The organism is Pseudomonas sp. Ors-4-3C (genome assembly GCF_055755035.1).
The window spans coordinates 2,331,297-2,353,222 of the sequence record NZ_CM146900.1 but is presented as its reverse complement, the minus strand read 5'-3'; the positions used below and the strand labels follow the sequence as shown (position 1 = coordinate 2,353,222).

Genomic DNA, 21,926 nt, shown 5'->3' with positions numbered 1-21,926 from the left:
TTCAGTCGGGTTCGTGTACTTTTGTTGAGCTATCGACTGGCCGACGGGTTCATCGTTGCACCATGGACGTCTTGTCACCGGAGTCATCCGGCGTGTCTTACAGGGGTTTACATGTATAAAGCTTTGATTGTGGATGACCATCCGTTCATTCGCTCTTCGGTCAAGATGCTGTTGCAGCACGAGCAGTTCGAAGTGGTCGCCGAGGCTGACAACGGTGCCGACGCCGTGCAACTGGCCCGCGAACACTTGCCGGATCTGATCATTCTCGACATCGCCATCCCAAGGCTCGATGGGCTTGAAGTGCTCAGCCGTATCGCCGCATTGCGCCTGCCCAGCAAGATTCTGGTGCTGACCTCGCAGTCAGCGCTGTTCTATTCGATGCGCTGCATGAAGGCCGGCGCCGCCGGTTTCATTTCCAAGACCAATGAGCTGGATGAGTTGGTCAAGGCGATCAAGACTGTGATGGACGGTTACACCTTCTTCCCCAATCTGGCCAACAGCTCGGTGCGCCGCAGCGATGTCGAAGCGACCGATCTGGAGTTGATCCAAAGTCTGTCGGACCGCGAGCTGGTGATCTTGCAGCAACTCTCCATGGGGCTGACCAACAAGGAAATCGGTGACGCGATGCTGATCAGCAACAAGACCGTTAGCACTTACAAAACCCGCCTGATCGAAAAGCTCAACGTCAAGTCGGTGGTGTACCTGGCTGACTTCGCCAAGCGTAACAACCTCATCTGAATGAACAGACTTCTGAAACGTTGCCTGGCAGGCGCGGTGCTGTTCTGTTCGCTGGCCGGTGGCCTGGCGTGGGCGGCTCCGCCACAGAGCCTGCACCTGCTCGGGCGCTCCAGCGTGGGCGATTACAGCGTCGGCCTGGATGAGGCCGACTGGAGCTGGTTGCGCAGCAAAGGCACGTTGGTGCTCGGGTCTGCGGCACCGGATTACTTGCCGTTCAGTATCACCACCAATGGTCGGGATTATGAAGGCGTAACGGCCGACTACGCCCATTTGCTCGGCGAGCTGTTGCACGTCAAAGTCAGAGTGCAGCGCTATTCATCGCGGGCCGAGGTGTTGTCGGCGCTCAAGGCCGGTGACATCGACCTGCTGGGCAATGCCAACGAGTTTGAAGCCGCCGACCCCGAACTGGTGCTGTCCGAGGCCTACGCCGAAGATCAGCCGACGCTGGTCAGCCGGGTGGGCGACAGCCAGAACCTTGATCCGGAGCTGGCCGACAAGCGTGTCGCCATGCTCTATCACTACTTGCCGCCAGAGACCGTCGAAGCCTTTTATCCAAAAGCGAAGCTGCAGCTGTATCCGTCAACGCTCAGTGCTCTTGGTGCGGTGGCATTCGGGCAGGCCGATGTGTACCTCGGCGATGCGATCAGTGCCAATTATCTGATCAACAAAAACTACTTGAACAACGTGCAACTGGCCGACTTTTCGCGCATGGAAGTCAGCAACTTCTCGTTCGCCCTGAGCCGCAACAATTCGCGTCTGCTGCGCATCATCAACGCCGCGCTGCTGGAGATTCCGGTCACCGAACGCATGACCATCCTGCGCCGCTGGAGCGCCGGCGGCGCAAGCATGCCGGGCCAGCATCAGTTGCATTTCAGCGTCAGCGAACAGCGCTGGCTCGACAAGCATCCACGGCTGCGCGTGGTCGTCGACGACAGTTTTCTGCCGTTATCCTTTTACACCGATGAGGGCGAGTTTCGCGGGATCAGCGCCGACGTGCTGTCCAAGGTTTCGTTGCGCACCGGGTTGAAGTTCGATGTGCAGCGGGTGAACTCGGTTGGCGAAATGATCGAATCGATCGTCAGCAACAAGGCTGACCTGCTGATCACTCTGACGCCCAGCGCCGAGCGCGAAAATGTCCTGCGCTTCACCCGGCCTTACCTCGCCACGCCCTTTGTCCTGGTCAGCCGCACAACCGCCGGCAGCCCGAGCACGCTGGACGACATGGCCGGCAAACGCCTGGCGGTGATCACCGGCAATGCCACGCGCGACATGCTCACCGAGCAATACCCGAACATCCACCTGGTCGACGCCGATAACGCTCAGGACGCCATGGCCATGGTGGTCAACGGCGAAGCCGACGCGGCCGTCAATTCGCTGATTACCGCGCGTTACATGATCTCCCGCCAATACCGTGATCGCCTGCGCATTACCAGCACCGTGGGGGTGATGAATGCCCGGATCGCATTTGCCACCGCCCGTGGCTCGCTGGAGCTGTATTCGATTCTGGACAAGGCTTTGCTGAGTATCGCCCCGGAAGAAATGGACGAATTGACCAACCGCTGGCGTAGCGAAGTGGTGGTGGGCGACAGCTATTGGCTGCGTAATCGCACTGCGATCATTCAGGGCTTTGTCGCGGCTGCCGCACTGTTGTTGATTGCGCTGGGCTGGATCGCCTACCTGCGGATGCTGATGCGCAAGCGCAAGCAGGCCGAGCAGGCGTTGAACGATCAGGTCGAGTTCATGCGGGTACTGATCGACGGCACGCCGCATCCGATTTATGTGCGCGATCGTGACGGGCGCTTGTTGATCTGCAACACCGGTTATCTGCAGGTGTTCGGTGTCGAGCGCGAGCAGGTGATCGGCAAGACGGTACTTGAAGGCGTGCTGGGCAATCCGGATGAAGCGGCGACCTATCACCGCGATTACCAGCAGGTCATGCAGGATGGCTTGCCGCAGATTCAGGATCGTAGCCTGAGCATGGTCGACGGTCGGGTGCTGACCATTTACCACTGGATGCTGCCGTATCGCAGCAGCAATGGCGACGTCAGCGGAATGATTGCCGGCTGGATCGACGTCAGCGAGCGCCAGCGTCTGCTCGCCGAGTTGCGCGAAGCCAAGGAGGGGGCCGATGACGCCAACCGCGCCAAGACTACGTTCCTCGCGACCATGAGCCATGAAATCCGTACACCAATGAATGCGGTGATCGGCATGCTGGAACTGGCGCTGAAAAAAGCCGATCAAGGGGTGATGGATCGCTTTGCCATCGAAGTCGCCTCCGGCGCCGCTCGCGGCTTGCTCGATTTGATCGGCGATATCCTCGACATTGCCCGCATCGAATCCGGGCGCCTGTCGCTGGCGCCGGAGCGCGCCAACTTGCGCGAGTTGCTCGAATCGGTGGTGCGCATTTTCGAAGGGCTGGCGCGGCAGAAGCATCTGCAACTGCAACTGGATCTGGATGCGCGGGCCAATCGTGATGTGCTGGTCGATCCCTTGCGCTTCAAGCAGATCATTTCCAACCTGTTGAGCAACGCCATCAAGTTCACCGCCGAAGGGCAGGTGCGCCTGAGCGTGCGGGTCGAGCCTCAAGCCGATGATCAGCACCTGAGTGTGGTCATCCGGGTCGAAGATACTGGGCACGGGATCAGTGAAGAGGATCAGAAACGCCTGTTCAGTCCGTTCACCCAGGCCGCCAACCACAACCAGTCCGCACGCAGCGGTTCCGGCCTGGGGCTGATGATCAGCCGCACGCTGTGCGAAATGATGGGCGGCCAGTTGACCCTGACCAGTGCGTTGCACAAGGGCACGCAGATCGAAGTCACGCTGGATCTGACCACCCTCGAACCGCTGGCGGAACTGCCGCCGGCAGAAACCGAAAACCGTGGATCCGGGCAAAGCCTGAATATTCTGGTGATCGACGATTACCCGGCCAACCGGCTGTTGCTGTCACAGCAATTGAGTTATCTGGGGCATCGGGTGGTTGACGCCGAAGACGGTGCTCACGGTCTTCGGGCCTGGCGCAACGGCAACTTCGATGTGGTCATCACCGACTGCAACATGCCGATCATGAATGGCTACGACCTGGCCCGGGCCATCCGTGACGATGAAGCCGCGCGCGGGTTAAAGCCAAAATTGATTCTCGGTTTCACGGCTAACGCACAGCCGGAGGAAAAGGATCGCTGCCGCGAGGCGGGGATGGATGATTGCCTGTTCAAACCCATAAGCCTGAAGAACCTCACTGCGCGGCTGAGCCAGGTGATGGGCGCCGAAACGCCAGTGGAGGTCAGTGCCGAGCCGATGCCCGAATCCACCGAGGTGATGGATCTTGCCAGCCTGGAGCAACTGACCCGTGGCGACGTGGCGTCGATCAAGAGTCTGTTGGGCGATCTGGCCAGCAGCAACAGCGAAGACATGGCGCGACTGATGCAGTTGTTCAGCAAACATGATTTGCCGGGGCTGGCCGACCTGGCCCATCGGGTCAAGGGCGGGGCACGCATCATCAAGGCCCACGCGCTGATCCACAGTTGCGAGGCGCTGGAAACCGCCTGCAACGGCGCGGACTCCGTGCAGGTGACCGAGGCCGTGGATGCCTTGCATCAACACATGGATCGCCTGGCCGAGCACCTCGAAGACTATCTCGCCTGATCCATCGTAACGCCAAGGGCGGCGGGCCATTGCCTGTCGCCCGCGCTCTGTACTTCCCAGCACTTTCACCCCAAAACACCGGCCTTATGCCTGAGGCCGGTTTGGGGCAGTCCTGCGCGCAAATTTTTTGTTTTTCAAAGCGTTGCTTGGGAAACGTCCTACAGAGCGGCTTGCAGCCTTCGGATAGTTTGTCGGCACTGACTGTGCACAGGCAGTTCCACAAGCATCAATCCGCAGGGGAGAGGTTGCCCCGGGATTACTTTTTCAGGCTGGAGCAGTAGATGACGAATACACAACGGGTAGGTACGTGGGCAGCGTTGCTGGCACTGGTCGCTGCGCTGAGTGCCTGCGCCAGCGCGCCGGCACCGGACGACCAGATTGTCCTGGCGAAAAACGCTGTCAATCGTGCCGTTTCGGCAGACGCCACGCAGTACGCGCCGCTGCAAATGAAAGCCGCTCAGGACAAGCTGTTCCTCATGGAACGGGCCATGGGCGAACGTAACTTCGTACAGGCGCGGACTCTGGCCGAACAGATTGAGGTCGACGCCAACCTGGCTGAACGCCAGGCGCGTGCGGTGAAGTGGCAGCAACAATTGCAGCAGTCCCGCGCCGGCATCCAGGTGCTCAAACAGGAAATGCTGCAGGCCCCGGATACGGGTTTCACTCCATCGGCCAATGCCGGCGAATAAGGAAAAAAACATGCGACATTCAGTACGTATTCCTGCCGTTTCGCTTTTCGCAGTCTTGATGGCCGGTTGCGCCGCACCACCGCTCAACAGTCATCTGCAACAGGCGCACGCGCAGTTCAGCGCGCTGCAAGCGAAGCCGCAATCGAACACGTTGGCCGCACTGGAAACCAAAGACGCGTTCATCGCCCTGAACAAGGCGGACGCCGCGTCGAACAACGATCGTCGTGATCCGGCCATTGATCAGTTGGCGTATCTGGCCAGTCAGAAAATCGAGTTGGCCGAGCAGACCATCCTCGGTCGCGAAGCCGAAGCGAGCCTGAAGAACATCGCCGCCGAGCGCACTCAGGTGCAGCTGGACGTGCGCACCCAGCAACTCAAGGCGTTGCAGGCGCTGAAGGCGAAGCCCACCGAACGTGGCCAGGTCATCACTTTCGGCGATGTGCTGTTCGATACCGGCAAGGCTGATCTGAAGTACGGCAGCCAGCGCAACTTCCAGCAGTTGGCGGATTTTCTCGCGGCCAACCCGGAGCGCAAGGTGCGCGTCGAAGGCTTTACTGACACGGTCGGCAGCGATGAGCTGAACCTGCGTCTGTCCGAGCGCCGTGCTGCCTCGGTGGCTTCGGCCCTGGCGCAATTGGGCGTCGACAGCCACCGCATCATCACCGCCGGCTACGGCAAGCAGTATCCGATTGCCGATAACAGCAGCAGCCATGGCCGCCAGTTGAACCGTCGGGTTGAAGTGATCGTGTCGAATAGCGCCGCAGTGGTCGGCACTCGCAATTGAGGTTGGATTCAGCCGCTGAAACGCCCGCTTTCCGCCTGTCGGTCAGCGGGTTTTTTGTGCGTGAAGCCAGCGCTCACGCAAGGAAATTTCCTACAACGCGACGGGCGTGTTCCTACAGGGTTTGTCCTGTCGCATCTCGATAATGAACCCCGTTGAAAGGCAAACCGCAACCCGGTGAGCCATTCACCAGTGGATGAAGCCCGAGCGGGTTTCCCAAGCCTCCTCATTATCTGGATAACGTTATGAACAAGTTTGCGCTCAAAAGTCTGATTGCTGCTGTCGTTCTCGCCGCGGGTTCTCAAGCTGCCATGGCGGCTGACGGCGAAATCAATTTCGTCGGCACCGTGACCGACAACACCTGCCCGGTGGTCGTGACTGACCTCAACGGCTCGGCCGGTGCCGGCGATGTTGGCCTGGGCAACGTACCGAAAACCGCACTGGCCAATGTCGGCGACGTCGCTGGCGGCGGCGCCTTCACCCTGACCATCGATACCGGCGCCCCAGGCTGCAGCGTCACCGGTAAAAGCGCCACGGTGAAGTTCCTGTCCCTGAGCGGCAATGCCGGTTCCAGCGGTCAGTGGATTGGCATCACCCCGGACGCCGGCGCCGCGACCAACGTCGCCGTACAGATCAAGGACGCCACTGGCAAAGACGTGCAGTTGGGCCTTGAGTCGGCTCCGTACCTGGACCTGACCCAGCCGTTGCGTTTCACCGCCAACTACATCGCCACCGGTGCTGCGACTTCCGGTCCGGCCAACGCCAAAGCGGCGTTCACCGTCGACTACGAGTAAGCCCTGTTGATGCGCCGCTGCTGTCCTGGATGGCAGCGGCCATCCCCTCGCTCGTGCCAGTGGCCGGGCGGCCAGAGGATGATCGAAATGAAAAAACTGACTTCCCCCTTCAAAACCGCATCGGCCATCGCGCTGCTGCTGGGCAGCACATTGCTGAGCAGCGTCAGTCAGGCCGGTGTGATGCTCGGCGGCACGCGGATCGTGTTCGACGGCAGCAAGCGTGATGCGTCCATCACTGTCAGCAACACCACCTCGCAACCGTACATGGTGCAGACCTGGGTCAACACCGAGGCGGATGACATGACCACGGCGACGCCGTTTGTCTCGACGCCACCGTTGTTTCGCCTTGATCCGCGCAAAGAGCAGATGGTGCGGATCCAGAAAGTCGCGGGCAATCTGCCGACGGATCGCGAATCGGTCTTTTACTTCAACGCCCAGGAAATTCCGGTGGCCAGTGAGGGTAATGCCAACACGTTGAAGATCGCCATGCGCACCCGGGTCAAGCTGTTCTATCGCCCGACGGGCCTCAAGGGCACCGCGCTGGATGCCGCGTCGCAGTTGCAATGGAGCCTGACGCAGGAGCAGGGCCAGGCCGTACTGGTGGTCAACAACCCTTCGCCGTACCACGTGTCGTTCATTGGTGTGACAGCCAAGTCGGGTGCACAGAGCGTTGAAGTCGCCGAACCGAAAATGGTCGCACCGATGAGCAGCCAGCGTTATCCGCTGCCGGGCTTCAAGGGCACCAGCGGCGAAGTGGTGTACTCCGCGATCAACGACTACGGCGGCTACACCGATCCCAAAAGCGTTGCGCTGAGCGGCGCCCGCTGACGCTTCATCCCTTTTCCCTGCGATTGAATCGGCGTGCCACACCTGTGGCGCGGCGGCAGAGTAGTGAGTATTGCCATGCGAATCGAAGCCTCCTCCAGCTCCCGTTTTTCCGTGCCGTTTGCGCCGCTGCCGTTGTGGGTGGCCGTCGTGGCCGCGTGCCTGAGCAACGTCGCCCACGCCGGTGAACCGGCGAAGTTCGATGCAGGTTTCATGCAGTCGTTTGGCGGTGCCAGTGCCGGTCCGAACCTGGACCTGGACGCCATCGGCAACAGCGGCAGCATCGGCCCGGGCACCTACCCGGTGGTGATTCGCCTGAACCAGAGCTTCTTTGATCGTCGCGACATGACGTTCGCCAAAGACGAGGCCAGCGGCGAAGTGCGCGCGTGCCTGTCGCCTGCATTTCTGCAGGAGCTGGGGGTGAAGATCGAAGCCTTCCAGGTGCCCGGCGAAATCCTGCCTGACTGCATGGATCTGGCGGCGCTGATCGACGGTGCGTCGGTGAGCTTCGATGCCGGTCACCTCGCGCTGGACATCAGCGTGCCGCAGATCGCCTTGCGCCGCGATGCGGCCGGCTATGTCGCACCTTCGGAGTGGGATCGCGGGATCAATGCAGCGATGCTCAATTACCAGTTTTCGGCCGCACAGACCCACAGCGATGCGCGCGGTAGCGGCAACCAGTACAACCTCTATGCCAACGGTGGCTTCAACCTCGGCGACTGGCGCTTTCGCTCCAGCTCTTCGTTCCGTCAGGACAAGGAGGGTGGCAGTGACTGGCAGCGCAGCAACACCTATGCGCAGCGCGATATCACCTCGCTCAAGGGCACCTTGACCCTCGGCGAAAGCTTTACCCCGGGCGATGTGTTCGACAGCGTGCCGTTTCGTGGCGTGCAACTGGCCTCGGACATGGGCATGTTGCCGGACTCGATGCAGGGCTATGCGCCGATCATTCGCGGCATTGCCGAAACCCAGGCCAAGGTCGAAGTGCGCCAGAATGGCTATTCGCTCTACACCACCTACGTGGCGCCGGGTGCCTTCGAGATCGACGACCTCAACGCCGCCTCGGGCAGCGGTGATCTGGAAGTGATCATCACCGAAGCCGACGGCCGCGAGCGGCGCTTTACCCAGCCGTACGCGACGCTGGCCAACATGTTGCGCGAGAAAACCTGGCGCTACAGCGTCACGGCCGGTGAGTACAACGCGGCCAACGGCGGCGAGCGCCCGATGTTCGGCCAGGCCACGGCGGCGTACGGTTTGCCGTTCGACCTGACGTTGTACGGCGGTTTGCTGGGTGCCGACTTCTATCGCGCCGGCACCGTCGGTGTCGGCAAGAGCCTGGGCAGCCTCGGTGCGGTCTCGGTGGACGTGACGCAGGCGCAGACCGATGTGCCGACGTCGGTCTCGGCCAAGGGTGAAAGCAAGAAAGGCCAAAGCGTCGGCTTGCGCTATGGCAAGGCATTCGAAACCGGCACGTCGGTGCGTTTCGCCGGTTATCGCTACTCCACCGAAGGCTATCGGGATTTCGCCGAGGCCGTGGATCTGCAGCAACCCAACGAATACAGCCAGTTCTCCAAACGCAGCAAGGTCGAGGCCAGCATCAACCAGGCGCTGGACAACTATGGCTCGTTCTACCTGAACATGAGCAAGCAGAACTACTGGGGCAGCTCGCGCGAAGACAAGCAGATGCAACTGGGCTTCAACACCCAGTACAAGGGCGTGACCTATGGCGTATATGCCAGCAAGACCCTGACCGACTCGTTCGGTGACAACAACCAGTTGGTGTTCACCGTCTCGATGCCGCTGGGCCAGTCGCGCAACACCGGTACGTTCAGCGTGACCCGCAATAACGATGGCAGCCTCGATCAGCGTGCCGGTCTGAGCGGACGCGACGGCAACCTCAACTACAGCGTCAACGCCAACCGCGTCGAGAACACCGGCAACAACGGCTCGGCGATGGTCGGTTATCGCGCACCGTTTGCCCAGTTGGGCGCGGGTGTCAGCGTCGGTCAGGGTTACAAGCAGACGTCGGTCAGCGCCGCCGGTTCGGTGCTGGCGCACAGCGATGGCCTGGAGTTTGGCCAGACCCTCGGTGAAACCGTGGCGCTGGTCGAAGTCAAGGACACGCCGAAGGTCGGCGTGCTCAACGCGCCGGGCACCCTGACCAACGACAAGGGCTACGCGCTGGTGCCGTACGTCACGCCGTACCGCAAAAACCGCGTGGCAGTCGACACCAGCGAGCTGGATACCAGCGTCGACATCGCCGAAGGCGTGACCAACGTGGTGCCGCGTCGCGGCGCGGTGGTCAAGGCGACGTTCGCTGCGAGCCGTTCGGAAAAAATCCTGCTCAACGTGCGTTTGCAGGACGGCAAGTTGCTGCCGTTCGGCACCACGGTACATGACGAGCAGGGCGCCAGCGTCGGTGTGGTAGGGCAGGCCGGTCAGGTGCTGCTGTCCGCCGGCAGCGGCAAGACCTACACCATGAAGTGGGGCGAGAAAGCCGCACAAACCTGTGAAATTCAACTGGATATCGGCAACACCCCGGCTACTGATGGTTACCGGGTGATGGATGCCGTGTGTCGAGGAGTTCGTCCATGAAACACATGAAAACGTGGAAAAAGCGCCTGCTGCTGAGCGCGTTGGCGGCGGTACCGTTTGTGCTGTCAGAGATGGCGTTGGCCGACTGTAGGTCAACCAGCGCGACCCAGAGCGTGCACCCCATCGGGGATGTGTACATTCCCCAGGATGCGCGTGTGGGATCGACCATCGGTCTGGTCAAGTACACCCGGTTCCCGATCATCAACTGCACGACAACCGTGCCGTTTTCGATCCAGGCCAACATGTTGGGTGCGAAGTTGCCCACGGTCACCGCAGCCATCGGGGCTGTACAAGGTAGCCAGCTCTACGCCACGAACATTCCCGGCGTCGGGGTAGGGATGGTCAACGAGAGTCGCCCCAGCTACCTCTGCCTGACCTCCGGCAGTTGGTACTTTCCGTTGACGTTTGTCGGCTGCAATAGCGGTGGTTTTGCCTCCAATACCAACAACAGTCTGATCCTGATCAAGACAGGGCCCATTCCAGCGGGCAACCACGATTTCGGCAACTTACAGGTGTATACCGTCACGATCGACAACAATGGCACGCCGTTCGACTGGATCGACGGCCGCCTGACCGGCAGCGTGACCGTGGCCGGGTGCAGCATGCCCGAAGGCGTGGGCAGCATCATCGACGTGCCGATGAAAAACTGGGAGCGCCGCGTATTCAACGGGCCCGGCAGTGTGACCGAGACTCAGGGCTTCAACATCACCCTGGAAAGCTGCATTGCCGGAACCTACACCGGTAACCCGACCTGGAACTATTTCAGCGGCAACACCGCCAACATCCGCCTCGACGGCGCCAAAGGTTCGATGATCGTCGATGGCACCCAAGGCGTACTCGGGCTCAACTCCGAAGCCACCGCCAGCGGCGTTGCCGTGCAGGTGTTGAAGAAGGACGGCACGCCGATGCCGCTGGGCGTCGAAGTGCCGGTGATGCCGGTGCAGGATGGCAACACCGTGCTGGAATTTGGCGCACGCTACATCCAGACCGCCGGCAATTCCACAGGCCCACAGCCGGGCAGTGCGACGGCCACGGCGAATTTCACCATTACCTACAAGTAAAGGCATAGAACCTGCGCAGATTCATGTCAGGGTTGTTGGCGTGAAATTATTCGTATAGATTTTCATGAAATTATAAAAACATAATTTCATGAGGCGCCGAATGTTTCAGCAGTCCCAGCAGCATGTCGCCAGCTATTACGCCCACAGTTGCGCCGATATCCTCAGCACACGGCCCGTTCTGGAAGGTGAGCACGACACCGAAGTGGTGATCATCGGTGCCGGTTTCAGTGGGCTGCACACCGCGTTGCGCCTGGCCTTGGCCGGCAAGCGTGTCACCGTGCTGGAGGCCAGTCGTGTGGCGTGGGCTGCGTCGGGGCGTAATGGCGGGCAGGCGATTCTGGGCTGGTCGTGCGACATGCCGCCGCTGGAAGCCGCGCTCGGTCATGAGCGCGCCCGGCGTCTGTGGGACGGCATGCGTTGGGCCGCGCAGGAGCTGCGTGAATTGCCTGGGCGGCATGGCTTCGATTGCGACTATCGCCCGGGCCATTTGTGGACTTCGGTGATGCCGCGTCGGGTCAGCCTGCTGACTGAATGGCAACACGAGGCCAGTCACAAATGGGGCCACGACGGCCTGCAGTTCATTCCCCGCGAAGACCTGCCGCAATGGGTCGCCAGTGAACGCTATCAGGCCGGCCTCTACGACGCCGAAGGCGCGCACCTCAATCCGCTGAAACTCGCCCTCGGGTTGGCTGCCGCCATCGAGCGTGCCGGCGGGCGTATTCATGAGCAAAGCAAAGCGTTGAGTTCTCAGCAGGAGGGCAACGGTTTCCGGGTCAATACCGAGCGCGGTTCGGTGAAGGCCGACGTGCTGGTGCTGGCCTGCAACGCCTATCTCGATCAACTCGACCCGCAACTCTCCAGCTGCATCCTGCCGGTCGGCACCTATCAAGTCGCCACCGCACCGCTGACGCCGGAGCAAGCCACTGCGCTGCTGCCGAGCAACGTCTGTGTGACCGACAACCAGTTCGTCCTCGATTACTTCCGTCGCACACCCGACAACCGCCTGCTGTTTGGTGGCGGCTGCACTTATCTGGGCGGTATGCCCAAGGACATTGCGGCGGCGACTCGGCCGTTTCTCGAGCGGGTGTTTCCGCAGCTAAAAGGTGTAGAGGTGGAATTCGCCTGGGGCGGGCACATCGACCTGACAATCAAACGCACCCCGGACGTTGGCCGTGAGGGTGATCGCTATTGGTTGCAGGGTTACTCGGGCCACGGCGTGCTACCGACGCTGGCCGCCGCCCGCGCCGTGTCCGAGGCGATTCTCGGCAAGGAAGATGAATTGGCGTTGTACCAGGGCCTGAGCAATGGCCGTTTCCCCGGCGGCAAATACTTCGCCGCACCGCTGGAAGCCGTCGGCAAGGCCTGGTATCGGCTGCGCGACAGCATTTGATGAGATTTTGACCATGAACAAGCAAGAAGAAATCGCTGCGCTGGCGATCCTGATCCACGACCTGCGCAAGCACAAGAAATACACCCTCAAAGAGCTGGCCGACAAAATCGGCCGTTCGGTGGGGTTTCTCTCGCAAGTCGAACGCGGCCTGTCGCGCCCGACCGTGGCCGACCTCACCGCAATCAGCGAAACCCTCGGCGTGCCGACCACTTATTTCTACAGTCTGCCCAAGCCCAAGGAGTTGCCGTGGGTAACCCGCCCGGACGAGCGCCGCACGCTGTATTACGCCAACGGCATCACCGACATTCTGGTGTCGCCGCAGATGCGTGCCTCGTTCTCCATGCTCGAAAGTCATCTGGAACCGGGCGCGAGCAGTGGCGACCGGCACATGAGCGACAGCTCGGAGCAGGGCGGCTATGTGCTCGAAGGCGAATTGACTTTGTGGCTGGGCAATGACGGCGAGCCGGTGACGTTAAGGGCCGGCGACAGTTTTCAATTCGACAGTCACACCCATTGTCGCTACGGCAACCTCACCGGGCAGCTCACCCGTGTGCTCTGGGTCTACACCTGATAACAACAAAGGATGAACACGATGGACGCTGTCTGCTCTGACCTGCTCGCCGAAGTGCGCGCGTTTCGCCAATGCTACCCCGAGGTGCGTTATGTCGACCTGATTTCCCTGGACATTCCGGGGCACTTCTACGGCAAGCGCTATCCGGTGGACATGCTCGAAAAAGTCGCGGCGGGCAGTGCACTGAAACTGCCGCAAAACTGCGTGCTGCTGGGCGTGCAGGGCGGTCTGTTCAAGATTGGTGATTACTGCTTCAACGACGGCGACCCGGACGCCGTGCGTCGCCTCGTCCCGGGCACACTTAAACCGGTGACCTGGGAAGCGCAGCCGCTGGGGCAGATGCTGATTACCTCCGACGGCACCGCCAAACCGATCGAGTTCGAACCCCGCGAAGTGCTGGCGAAGGTAGTGGATCGATTGGCGGGCAAAGGCATTCACCCGGTGGTGGCCTTCGAACTGGAGTTCTATCTGTTCGACAAAAAACTGCGCGACGGCCTGCCGCAATTCCCTCGGGACGCGCTGACCGACGACGCCGATGATCAGCCGAACATGCACATCGAACGCCTGTCACGCTTTGCCCCGGTGCTTGATGAAATGGTTGAGGCGACAAGGGCTCAGGGTATCGACGCCACGGTGATCACCGCAGAGCTGGGGCCGGGCCAGTTCGAGATCAATTTCGGCCATCTGGACGACGGCTTGCGCGCAGCCGACTGGGCGGCGCTGTTCTGTCGCAGCACCCGTGGCGTCGCGTTCAAGCATGGCTATCGCGCCAGCTTCATGGCCAAGCCGTACGTGGAGCATCCGGGCAGCGGCATGCACGTGCATGTCAGTTTGTATGACGCGGCCGGCAACAACCTGCTGGCCGCCAATCACCAGCAAGCGCTGCGTCATGCGGTGGACGGCTGCCTGGACTTGCTGCCGCACAGCATGCCGATCTTCGCCCCAAACCAGAACGCCATGCGCCGCTTGAGCGGCACGGTGAACACCGCGACCAAGGCGAGCTGGGGTTACGAGGATCGTGACGCCTGCCTGCGCATCCCCGAGTCGGACACGAAAAACCTGCGCATCGAATACCGACTGGCCGGCGCCGACGCCAATCCGTATCTGGTGCTGGCGGCGATTCTGGTGGGTCTGGAACATGGTCTGGAATCAGGCAAGGAACCGATCCCGCCACTCAACGACGACCGCAACAGCGGCATCGACTTTCCGACGGAAATCCTCGATGCCGTGCGCGCGTTGCAGCATCAGCCGCAACTGCGGGCGGGACTGGGCGCCGAGTTTGTCGACGTGTATTGCGAGAACAAGCGTCAGGATCACCTGGCATTCATGCAGGAGATCAGTGCGCGGGAGTATCGCTGGTATTTGTGATTGCTGTTTCAACACACCACTCGAATCGGGTGCAGGGGCCCGCGATGACCGGATGGAATTCAGCGCCGGTGAATTCCATCGCTCATCAAAATTGAAGAGCGTGCCACGAGGTATTTTGAACACGGGGCGTGAGGATGGCGAAAGAACGGCTTCGAATGACGTCTGGAGATAACCAACGCCATCCCGTGCAATGTCTGCGTTGAGTTGGAAATAGTTGACTTTGGCTGACAGCTATCGGCCAGAAGCGGTCATTCAATATCTAAGAAATCCGGGGCGATTCAGTATCGCCATTGCCAGATTTGAGTCGAAAGCGGGCCTTGTGGGCAGACAGCTTTCGGCCAAGAGGGGCCGCTGGCCCCCGGCGACCGATTCCAGTAGTAAAGATGTGCCCCGTAAAACATATATTGCATTACCGTCTATGCTCGATTCATGGAGACCGATGACGACATACTGACAATGACAAGTAAAATAGATGATGTGCTTTACATTTCAGAAAGCAGCTTTGATAGGCAAATCCAATTGCTTTCCGAATTTGCGAGTCAAACACCACTTGAGTTGGTTGTTTGGCTTTATCCGGACTCAAGTGCCAACAGCATAATGGGTTTTGACGTTCATTCGCCCACTGCAGTCAATGCAATATCCGTTACAACTTACTCCGACGGAATTATTGGTATGTGCACTCAACGACTCCCAATAACTGACGATCTAATTAAAAGAATTGCCCTCAATGAATGTGCTTTTATGAAAAATTGCGACAGTCTATGCGTCTACTATCTTGAAAATTTCAACTGGCAAGCGAGTGTGATATTTCACGAGGGAGTTATCTTGGTTAGGGATCACTCACTACTGGTTAACCTAAAATCTTTTGATTTCAAAGCCTCACCAAATGCCCCCTCTTGGTGGTGATAGGCGTCGGCCCTCTAGCGGCAGGCATTTCCTACAAGGAGGCGACAGGCAACGCCATCACGAACAAAGTAGGTGGTCGCTTTGGCAGTCCATCGGTCGTATTTTCTATTGATCCTAACGCAGTGAATTGGGGCGGACGTTGGGGTACTAATGTCAACGTAGAATTTGGTGGTTATAACCATTTTTAAGGGGGTGGGTATGCGTAGTTTAAAAAGCCCGAGATTCAAAAAAATCAGGCCTCTAATTGCGATAGTGTTGATCGTCGTGATCGCAGGATTTGTGCTGAGGTACTACGAGGCAAAGGATGAGGCTAATATTGCGTTTCAAGAGTATTTACGCTCAAGCCAACAGATCCCTACTCAGATAGGCAATGTCGCTTCCTTAATATTGCTGAAGCGGTCCACATATTATAAAAGTGACACTGAGCCAGGTTTTCATCAGTACCTTTACTTGGTCAAAGGCGAGCATGGGAGCATGACTGTAGAAGTCAGAAGGATCGAGGGGAGTTCGCAGATTGTGATCAGTGATATACAGCAGTAGCAGTGCTGTTGAAGGCAGTAAGGAAGCTGAATTAATGCCTGTTTTGATTCTGGACTGGCAGCAAACACTGGTCTTGGCTTGCCAGCCATCTTTGAGGGGCCGGACAGATTGGAGGCTCATGCTTTGCGTACCGGTCTTTGTCGGATGGGTGAGCGCGTGTTTTCCATGCCCACTCTCCCCGGAATTAGCGCGGTAGTTGAGATGGGGCGAATCGGCTCTAATTTTGTAGAGCATTGAATGACTGCTTTTGGCCCAGAGTGTGTAAAAACCTCAGATTGGGTTTTCTATACTGCCCCTAGGAGACCGTGCTCACGTTTCGCAAACGGATCAGTTAAAACGGCTAAGTTGCCTCTTAAAGCCCTTTTAGTGGGGTAAAACGACCGATTTTTTACGCCGTTAACGCTTTCATCAAGCCGCTCGTGCCGATGATTTTCATGACCCGTTTCAGGTTGTAGGCGAGCACGTTCAAGCTCATCTCGGCGCTAACCCCATTGAGCTTTCGGGTTAGGAAGTGTGTCGCGCCCATCCATTGCTTGAGCGTCCCGAAGGGATGCTCAACTGTCCGTTTTCGGATGCGCATCATCTCCGGGGCGTTACTGCCTGTTCTGCATTTTCTCCAATACGGCTTCATGCTCCCATCGCCGAACTCGACGTTGCTTGCTCGGTGTGCACTTCGATTTCAGCTCGCATCCCTGGCAATTGGAACTCCAATAACGGTGTAACTTCATGCCTTTTTCAACGCTGGAAAAGCGCCAGATCAACGTCTCTCCAGCCGGACAAATGTATTCGTTTTTCGCGGTGTCATAGATGAAAACATCGTTATTGAAACGCCCGTCCGCTTTGGCTCCAGAGGTCATCGGCTTGGGCACATAGGCGGTGATGCCGGCATCGTGACAAGCGAGGATTTCTTCGCTTTTGAAGTAACCTCGGTCAGCCACTACCGACAGCGTTTTTGACGCCATCGCCTCGCCGGCCTGCTTGGCCATCGAACTGAGTTGATCGCGGTCGGAACCGACGTTGGTCACCTCATGTGCAACGATCAAATGGTGCTGGGTATCGACCGCTGTCTGCACGTTGTAACCGACGATTCCCGTGCCGCGAGTCATCATGGAACGGGCGTCTGGATCGGTCAGCGAGACCTGTTTATCCGGCGATTCATTGAGTTTGATTTCGATCGCTTGAAGCTCCTTCATTTGAGTTTTGAGCTTGGCGATTTTCTCTTCCAGCCGCACGGCACTGGGCTCGGAAGCTGTGGGTTCTTGCTGGTCGGCTTTGTCGAGCGCAGTCAGATATCGATTAATACTCGATTCAATTTCTTCCATTCGCCGCTTCAGCTTGGCGCTGGTGAAATTGCGGTCGCGGTTGTTGACGGCTTTGAATTTACTTCCGTCGATGGCGACCAGATTTTCTCCAAATAATCCCAACTGCTGGCACAGCACCACGAATTGGCGGCAGACGCCTCGGATGGCCTTGCTGTTGTCTTTTCGGAAGTTAGCAATGGTCTTGAAATCGGGCATCAAGCGGCCGGTCAGCCACATCAGTTCGACGTTACGCTGGGCTTCTCGTTCCAGGCGCCGGCTCGACTGAATGCGGTTCAGATAGCCGTAGATGTAGATCTTCAAGAGGATCGCGGGATGGTAAGCAGGCCGGCCAGTATCGGCTGGAATGGCACCGTCAAAACCCAGTTTGACCAGGTCGAGTTCGTCGACAAAGACGTCGACTACGCGCACCGGGTTGGTATCGCTGACGTAGTCGTCGAGGCTCTCGGGAAGTAAGGTGCCTTGGCCTCGATGTTCACCTTGGATAAAGCGCTTCATGGGCGATCCCTGCGATGAAATCCTCAGAAATCATAGCAAGGGTTCGCAAAAGCGTTTACACACTCTGAGCCAACTCAGTCTCTTATGAGAGGCGACTATTGACCCAAGGCTGACCCTGCTCTCGCGAAACGCGGGGCCGGAGTTATCAGATTTGGAACAGGCGGGAGATCGCGGTCATGGCCTTGTCTCCGTCAGTTTCATAGAGACCGAACAGGCGCGTTTGGTCGCTCAGACGATGAAGCCGAAAATGGTTATAGAACGCTTGGCCTAAGCGCTGATTATCGAACGCTCCGCGTTCCCAAAGAGTTAAAAACTCTTGATACGCAACGCGCTCAATTTCCATTCTCGGCATGCTTTCCATATTCACATCCATTTGTTTCAGTGATGACCGAATCCTACTGACGCCGGACAGGTGCGGCAATGCGCATTTGGGGGCAGTTTTAATCATCCGAGCTGGTTTTGGAGTTTTTACACACTCTTGGCCGAAAGCTGCCACTCATTAAATGCGGCTTACGATCAACAATGGAGTCTCTGCTTCAGTGATTCACACCTAAACGCCGTATAGAAGTTCGCGCCTCACCTGGAGAGCAATTGCTGCGAAGCCCTTTCCAGTGCCGCGCTTTCGGGACGCGTAGTCCTGATTAGCAGAAACATCCTCCCATTGACTCACCGATTCCACGTACCTATGAGTGCTATCGGTATCAATTTCAAACTCTATGAACCGCTCTGCGTGAGTGAGCAAAAGACCATAAAGGCGTGGCATTCCGGGAAAGTCAACTTCAAGGCCGAGTACGACGGTTTCTGACCATCTAACGCCTTTCGACTCGCCATAGTTTTTTAAGGCGAGAGGGACCCCTCTGGCCAGCCAAGCTTTGGCGGTTACAATGAGTGTGTGGGCCACAAGAGCATTTTGCTCTTGCACGTTCAGTTGCCTTTTTTTTAATAGACAGTCAATGTCCACTTCAATCTCCACTAAAGTAGCCGCTTCCAGGATGGCGATCTGTTAAACACGCAACGACTCAGTCGATTCACATCTCCACGCTGTTACCCGATCCTGCGGGGAGTAGCGAGGTTCCGATGTGGTTACCGAACGACGACTTTCGACCCAAAGCTGACGGTGGCGACAGACAAAAATCGGCCAGAAGCGGACATCGGCAAGCGACCGCTGTCGGCCACAAGCTGACGGTGGCTACAGACAGAAATCGACCCACACCTGCCTTCTGGATCAGTTGGGATCTTTGTTAGAGCGGGCTTACCCGTAAAGGAGGCTGCTTGAGCAACGCACATACTCTTCGAGCAATGTCATCTGCGCTATCGGGAATGTCCACTGAAATGCCTAAATAGTGTTCAAGGTGCAGGGTAAGCGTGTGTTCATCCACCAACAGATCCCAATAGCGTTGGTCCGGGCCATCAAGCCTCTCTTTCCAGCAACCGCCCAGCCCTTGCTCAATAACCCGGGCCAAGTCCTCGAAAAGCTTCCAGTCGGCTTCCTCTGATACTTCAATCCTCACTATGTGTCACCTCACCACCAACAGTCCTCCGATTGTGGTGGCTCCTACGAATGGTCGCAATGGGTCGACACCTAACGGTGCAGGATGACCGCTTTTGGCCGAAAGCAGCCGCTTAACGACGGCGACATGTTGCCCCGGCCTGCAAATAGCAAAACAGCCTGCAAAAATTTACGTCGATAGCGCGGTTGTCCATCAGTCTTTAACTGACCCTGCAAAAACCGCACAATTGCCGGCTTTTTCTCGACAGGGAGTTCCCATGCAACGGATTGTAATTCTTGGCAATGCCGGTAGCGGCAAATCTACCCTTGCCCGTGCCTTGGGCAGGCGTCTCGGTCTGCCGGTGGTGCATCTGGATACCCTGTTTTGGGAACCCGGCTGGATCGAGCCAGACGCCGAGCAGTTTCGCGCACGCGTCAGAGAAGCGATATCAGCGGATGCCTGGATCTGTGAAGGCAACTATGCCCGTCGCACATTCGACCTGCGCCTGCCTCGTGCCGATCTGATCATTTGGCTCGATACGCCGCGGCTCACCTGCTTCACTCGGGTGATCCTGCGCAGCGTATTGAATCGACCTCGTGCAGACCTTGCTGCAGGTTGTACAGAGAAGCTTGATCGGGCGTACCTGACATTCCTGAACTTCGTATGGAATTTCGATCGTGGCTATCGCCCTGGTATCGAGGCGGTGCGTCAGGCCATTGGCCCGCAGATCCCGACGGTGCACTTGCGATGCAAGCGTCAGATTGGCGCATTTCTGGATAGCTTGCCCGCATCACCTGAAGTCTGCCTGATGTGACAGCGGCTGCACTGCCAGGTGTGGTGTTTCGCCGAAGAACTCGATCAGCAGTTCAGTGAGCACACAAATCGGCCTTTCTGGGCGTATTCGAGAACTTCGACGGGTTCAACGCTGAAAAAGCGCTGGAAGAGGCGAGGAAGAAGGCCTGATTAGCGGGCAGTGGATGAAGGTGTCGCTAGCGAAAGCGGGCGCCACCTTTATTTTTTTACTGCTGCAAACGACTGCTTTTGTGCCGGCCCTGCTGCGGCAATGGCGTGCCCTGAACCGACGAACATTTCCGACGATTCCGTAGCCAGATTGCGTCATGACCCTGTCAGATACCAACATATGGATACTGGACAGTCGTGTCGCTGACTCATGAATCAGGAAGAGGCTTCACCAAAACCAATACGGCAGAAACTTCGGCGTGGGTTCGATCATGAGCTCCAGGTGGTAGGTGATCGGGTTGAAGAAAAACATATCCAGTATCAGAAATGCCGCTACCCCAAACGAAAGCGTCAAGAACTCGCGATAGGGATGTTCGACGAAGTACTCCTGTTTAACATGATAGAAGCTCAACAACGCGGACAGCCCCAGGCCTGCGCCGAGGTAGTTGGGCTGTAACGGGACATTGGCGAAGTTGTTGTAAACCAGCACCGCCACCAGCATCCCCAACCCCAGCATGGGCAACTTCAGGCAGAAGTTCAGCAGGCCGTTTCTGGTGCGTACGAAGACGGCTTCCTTGCTGACGAAGAGGTAGGCGGCCAGCAGCGAAATGGCCGGGGTGATTGCCAGGATGTAGCGCGCTTTCTTGGAACTGGGAACAGTGAACAGCACCAGCAGCACCAACAGCCACCCGCTCAGATAGAGCAGCAGGTCGATGTCTTTATCGCGGGTTGGGCGAAAGAACAGTTTGTACTTCCTGAGAATCACGTTGATGGCGTAAAACACCGTGATGCCGTAGGTCAGCAGGCCTGCGGAGAAGTAGAAGTAATAGCGTGGCGCGTGGTCGGAACCGAAGCGTCCGATGCCTTGCATGTTCAGCACTTCCTCGAGGAACGCTTGCCCCCCTTGCAAGTAGGCCGCCCATGCCAGCAACACAACCCCCACCGCCAGAATCACGCCCGAGAGCAATGAAAACAGCAGCAACAGGCGCCACTGCCGGCTCAGCAAGTAATAAGCGCCAATGACACTCGCCGGTCCGATCAAGCCAATAGGCCCACGAAACGCGAATCCCAGCGCCAGACCGAGGTACAGAAACACCAGGCGCCGCGGGTCCTTTTTCATTTCCGCCGAATAGGCAAAATAGAAGCACATCACCGTTAACAACGCCGGATAGATATCCAGTGCCAGCGAGTTGACGCCGTCAAGAAAGGCCCAGGTGAGCAGGCTGAAAAGAACGCCATACGCGCCCCATTTTTTGCTGCGCAACGCGCCCAGCCGATAAATGAATACCAGCATCAGCGACGCGGCCACGCAGGACGGAAAACCCATGGAAAGAACGGACACCCGGCCGAACGGCAAGGAAACCAGATAGACCAACAAGGTATTGAGGACCGTGTAGTCGGGATAAGGCTTGAGGTCGTCGGCAATCGGGAACAGCGTGACACCGTGCAGCAACATGTACTCGGCAAAGTCGACAAAGCGTGTTGTGTAGTTGAGGACAGCGGGTTTGTACTGCAATGCCATGAACACGGCCAGTGTCATGAAAAAAATGCTCAGGCAGGGATTTCTCGTAATCAGTCCCGTCAACATTCCAGCCCGCGAAGTGCGCTCTACAACCAGCGAGGCATCATATCGATCCATCGTTAACCCTTTAGTGAAGTTGTTCTTTTGACTGCCATCCTGACAGTCCGGTGACGCCTGCATTGAACTTGTGTGTGGCGCGAGATTAACTTCGAGCCTAGCCCGCAACGAGGACTATTC

The 21,926-nt window shown here is 58.1% G+C and carries 16 protein-coding genes and 1 pseudogene; 13 read left to right on the top strand and 4 right to left on the bottom strand.

Annotated elements, in window-relative coordinates:
* Nucleotides 1-111 precede the first annotated feature (111 nt).
* The 12 genes from ACVHNU_RS10360 to ACVHNU_RS10305 all read left to right on the top strand — a co-directional run bounded on the left by ACVHNU_RS10360 (nucleotide 112) and on the right by ACVHNU_RS10305 (nucleotide 15,360).
* Nucleotides 112-738 (top strand): response regulator transcription factor, encoded by a 627-nt coding sequence (locus tag ACVHNU_RS10360; protein WP_103483451.1) that lies wholly within the window; start codon nucleotides 112-114, stop codon nucleotides 736-738.
* Nucleotides 739-4,380 (top strand): transporter substrate-binding domain-containing protein, encoded by a 3,642-nt coding sequence (locus ACVHNU_RS10355; protein WP_473019638.1) that lies wholly within the window; start codon nucleotides 739-741, stop codon nucleotides 4,378-4,380.
* 281 nt (nucleotides 4,381-4,661) lie between these two features.
* Nucleotides 4,662-5,069 carry a DUF4398 domain-containing protein gene (locus tag ACVHNU_RS10350; protein ID WP_103483449.1) on the top strand — a complete coding sequence of 136 codons (408 nt, stop codon included), beginning with the start codon at nucleotides 4,662-4,664 and terminating at the stop codon, nucleotides 5,067-5,069.
* 10 nt (nucleotides 5,070-5,079) lie between these two features.
* Nucleotides 5,080-5,853 (top strand): OmpA family protein, encoded by a 774-nt coding sequence (locus tag ACVHNU_RS10345; RefSeq protein ID WP_103520685.1) that lies wholly within the window; start codon nucleotides 5,080-5,082, stop codon nucleotides 5,851-5,853.
* 242 nt (nucleotides 5,854-6,095) lie between these two features.
* The gene (locus tag ACVHNU_RS10340) at nucleotides 6,096-6,644 is read left to right on the top strand and encodes a fimbrial protein (RefSeq protein ID WP_473019637.1); all 549 of its coding nucleotides are present in this window, start codon (nucleotides 6,096-6,098) and stop codon (nucleotides 6,642-6,644) included.
* An 87-nt stretch (nucleotides 6,645-6,731) separates the two neighbouring features.
* Entirely contained in the window at nucleotides 6,732-7,472 is a 741-nt protein-coding gene (locus ACVHNU_RS10335; protein ID WP_103483446.1) for a fimbrial biogenesis chaperone, read from the top strand.
* Nucleotides 7,473-7,547: 75 nt separating this feature from the next.
* Complete coding sequence (locus ACVHNU_RS10330; protein ID WP_473019636.1) at nucleotides 7,548-10,064, top strand: fimbria/pilus outer membrane usher protein; 2,517 nt, start codon at nucleotides 7,548-7,550, stop codon at nucleotides 10,062-10,064.
* The gene (locus tag ACVHNU_RS10325; protein WP_201137660.1) at nucleotides 10,061-11,125 is read left to right on the top strand and encodes a fimbrial protein; all 1,065 of its coding nucleotides are present in this window, start codon (nucleotides 10,061-10,063) and stop codon (nucleotides 11,123-11,125) included. The genes ACVHNU_RS10330 and ACVHNU_RS10325 overlap by 4 nt, the downstream gene beginning before the upstream one ends.
* Before the next feature lie 100 nt (nucleotides 11,126-11,225).
* Nucleotides 11,226-12,515, top strand: coding sequence for an NAD(P)/FAD-dependent oxidoreductase (locus ACVHNU_RS10320; protein WP_473019635.1), 1,290 nt, complete (start codon nucleotides 11,226-11,228; stop codon nucleotides 12,513-12,515).
* 13 nt (nucleotides 12,516-12,528) lie between these two features.
* Complete coding sequence (locus tag ACVHNU_RS10315) at nucleotides 12,529-13,086, top strand: helix-turn-helix domain-containing protein (RefSeq protein ID WP_003224928.1); 558 nt, start codon at nucleotides 12,529-12,531, stop codon at nucleotides 13,084-13,086.
* Nucleotides 13,087-13,107: 21 nt separating this feature from the next.
* Nucleotides 13,108-14,454, top strand: coding sequence for a glutamine synthetase family protein (locus tag ACVHNU_RS10310; RefSeq protein WP_473019634.1), 1,347 nt, complete (start codon nucleotides 13,108-13,110; stop codon nucleotides 14,452-14,454).
* Between the two features lie 429 nt (nucleotides 14,455-14,883).
* Complete coding sequence (locus ACVHNU_RS10305; protein ID WP_262141838.1) at nucleotides 14,884-15,360, top strand: hypothetical protein; 477 nt, start codon at nucleotides 14,884-14,886, stop codon at nucleotides 15,358-15,360.
* Between the two features lie 928 nt (nucleotides 15,361-16,288).
* Here ACVHNU_RS10305 and ACVHNU_RS10300 read toward each other — a convergent pair.
* From ACVHNU_RS10300 to ACVHNU_RS10290, 3 genes and pseudogenes are all read right to left on the bottom strand, one after another.
* A pseudogene (locus ACVHNU_RS10300) lies at nucleotides 16,289-17,717 on the bottom strand (IS1182 family transposase).
* 145 nt (nucleotides 17,718-17,862) lie between these two features.
* Nucleotides 17,863-18,078: a hypothetical protein gene (locus tag ACVHNU_RS10295; protein WP_207866938.1), complete on the bottom strand. Its 216-nt coding sequence runs from the start codon at nucleotides 18,076-18,078 to the stop codon at nucleotides 17,863-17,865.
* A gap of 880 nt (nucleotides 18,079-18,958) precedes the next feature.
* Nucleotides 18,959-19,228, bottom strand: a complete 270-nt coding sequence (locus ACVHNU_RS10290) for a DUF3630 family protein (protein WP_342216043.1) — start codon at nucleotides 19,226-19,228, stop codon at nucleotides 18,959-18,961.
* Between the two features lie 256 nt (nucleotides 19,229-19,484).
* Between ACVHNU_RS10290 and ACVHNU_RS10285 the strand changes: the two genes are divergently transcribed.
* Nucleotides 19,485-20,021, top strand: coding sequence for a P-loop NTPase family protein (locus ACVHNU_RS10285; protein ID WP_201138513.1), 537 nt, complete (start codon nucleotides 19,485-19,487; stop codon nucleotides 20,019-20,021).
* A 375-nt stretch (nucleotides 20,022-20,396) separates the two neighbouring features.
* Here the strand turns inward: ACVHNU_RS10285 and ACVHNU_RS10280 are convergent, their stop codons facing one another.
* Nucleotides 20,397-21,707 carry an ArnT family glycosyltransferase gene (locus tag ACVHNU_RS10280; protein WP_473020062.1) on the bottom strand — a complete coding sequence of 437 codons (1,311 nt, stop codon included), beginning with the start codon at nucleotides 21,705-21,707 and terminating at the stop codon, nucleotides 20,397-20,399.
* Between the last annotated feature and the right edge of the window lie 219 nt (nucleotides 21,708-21,926).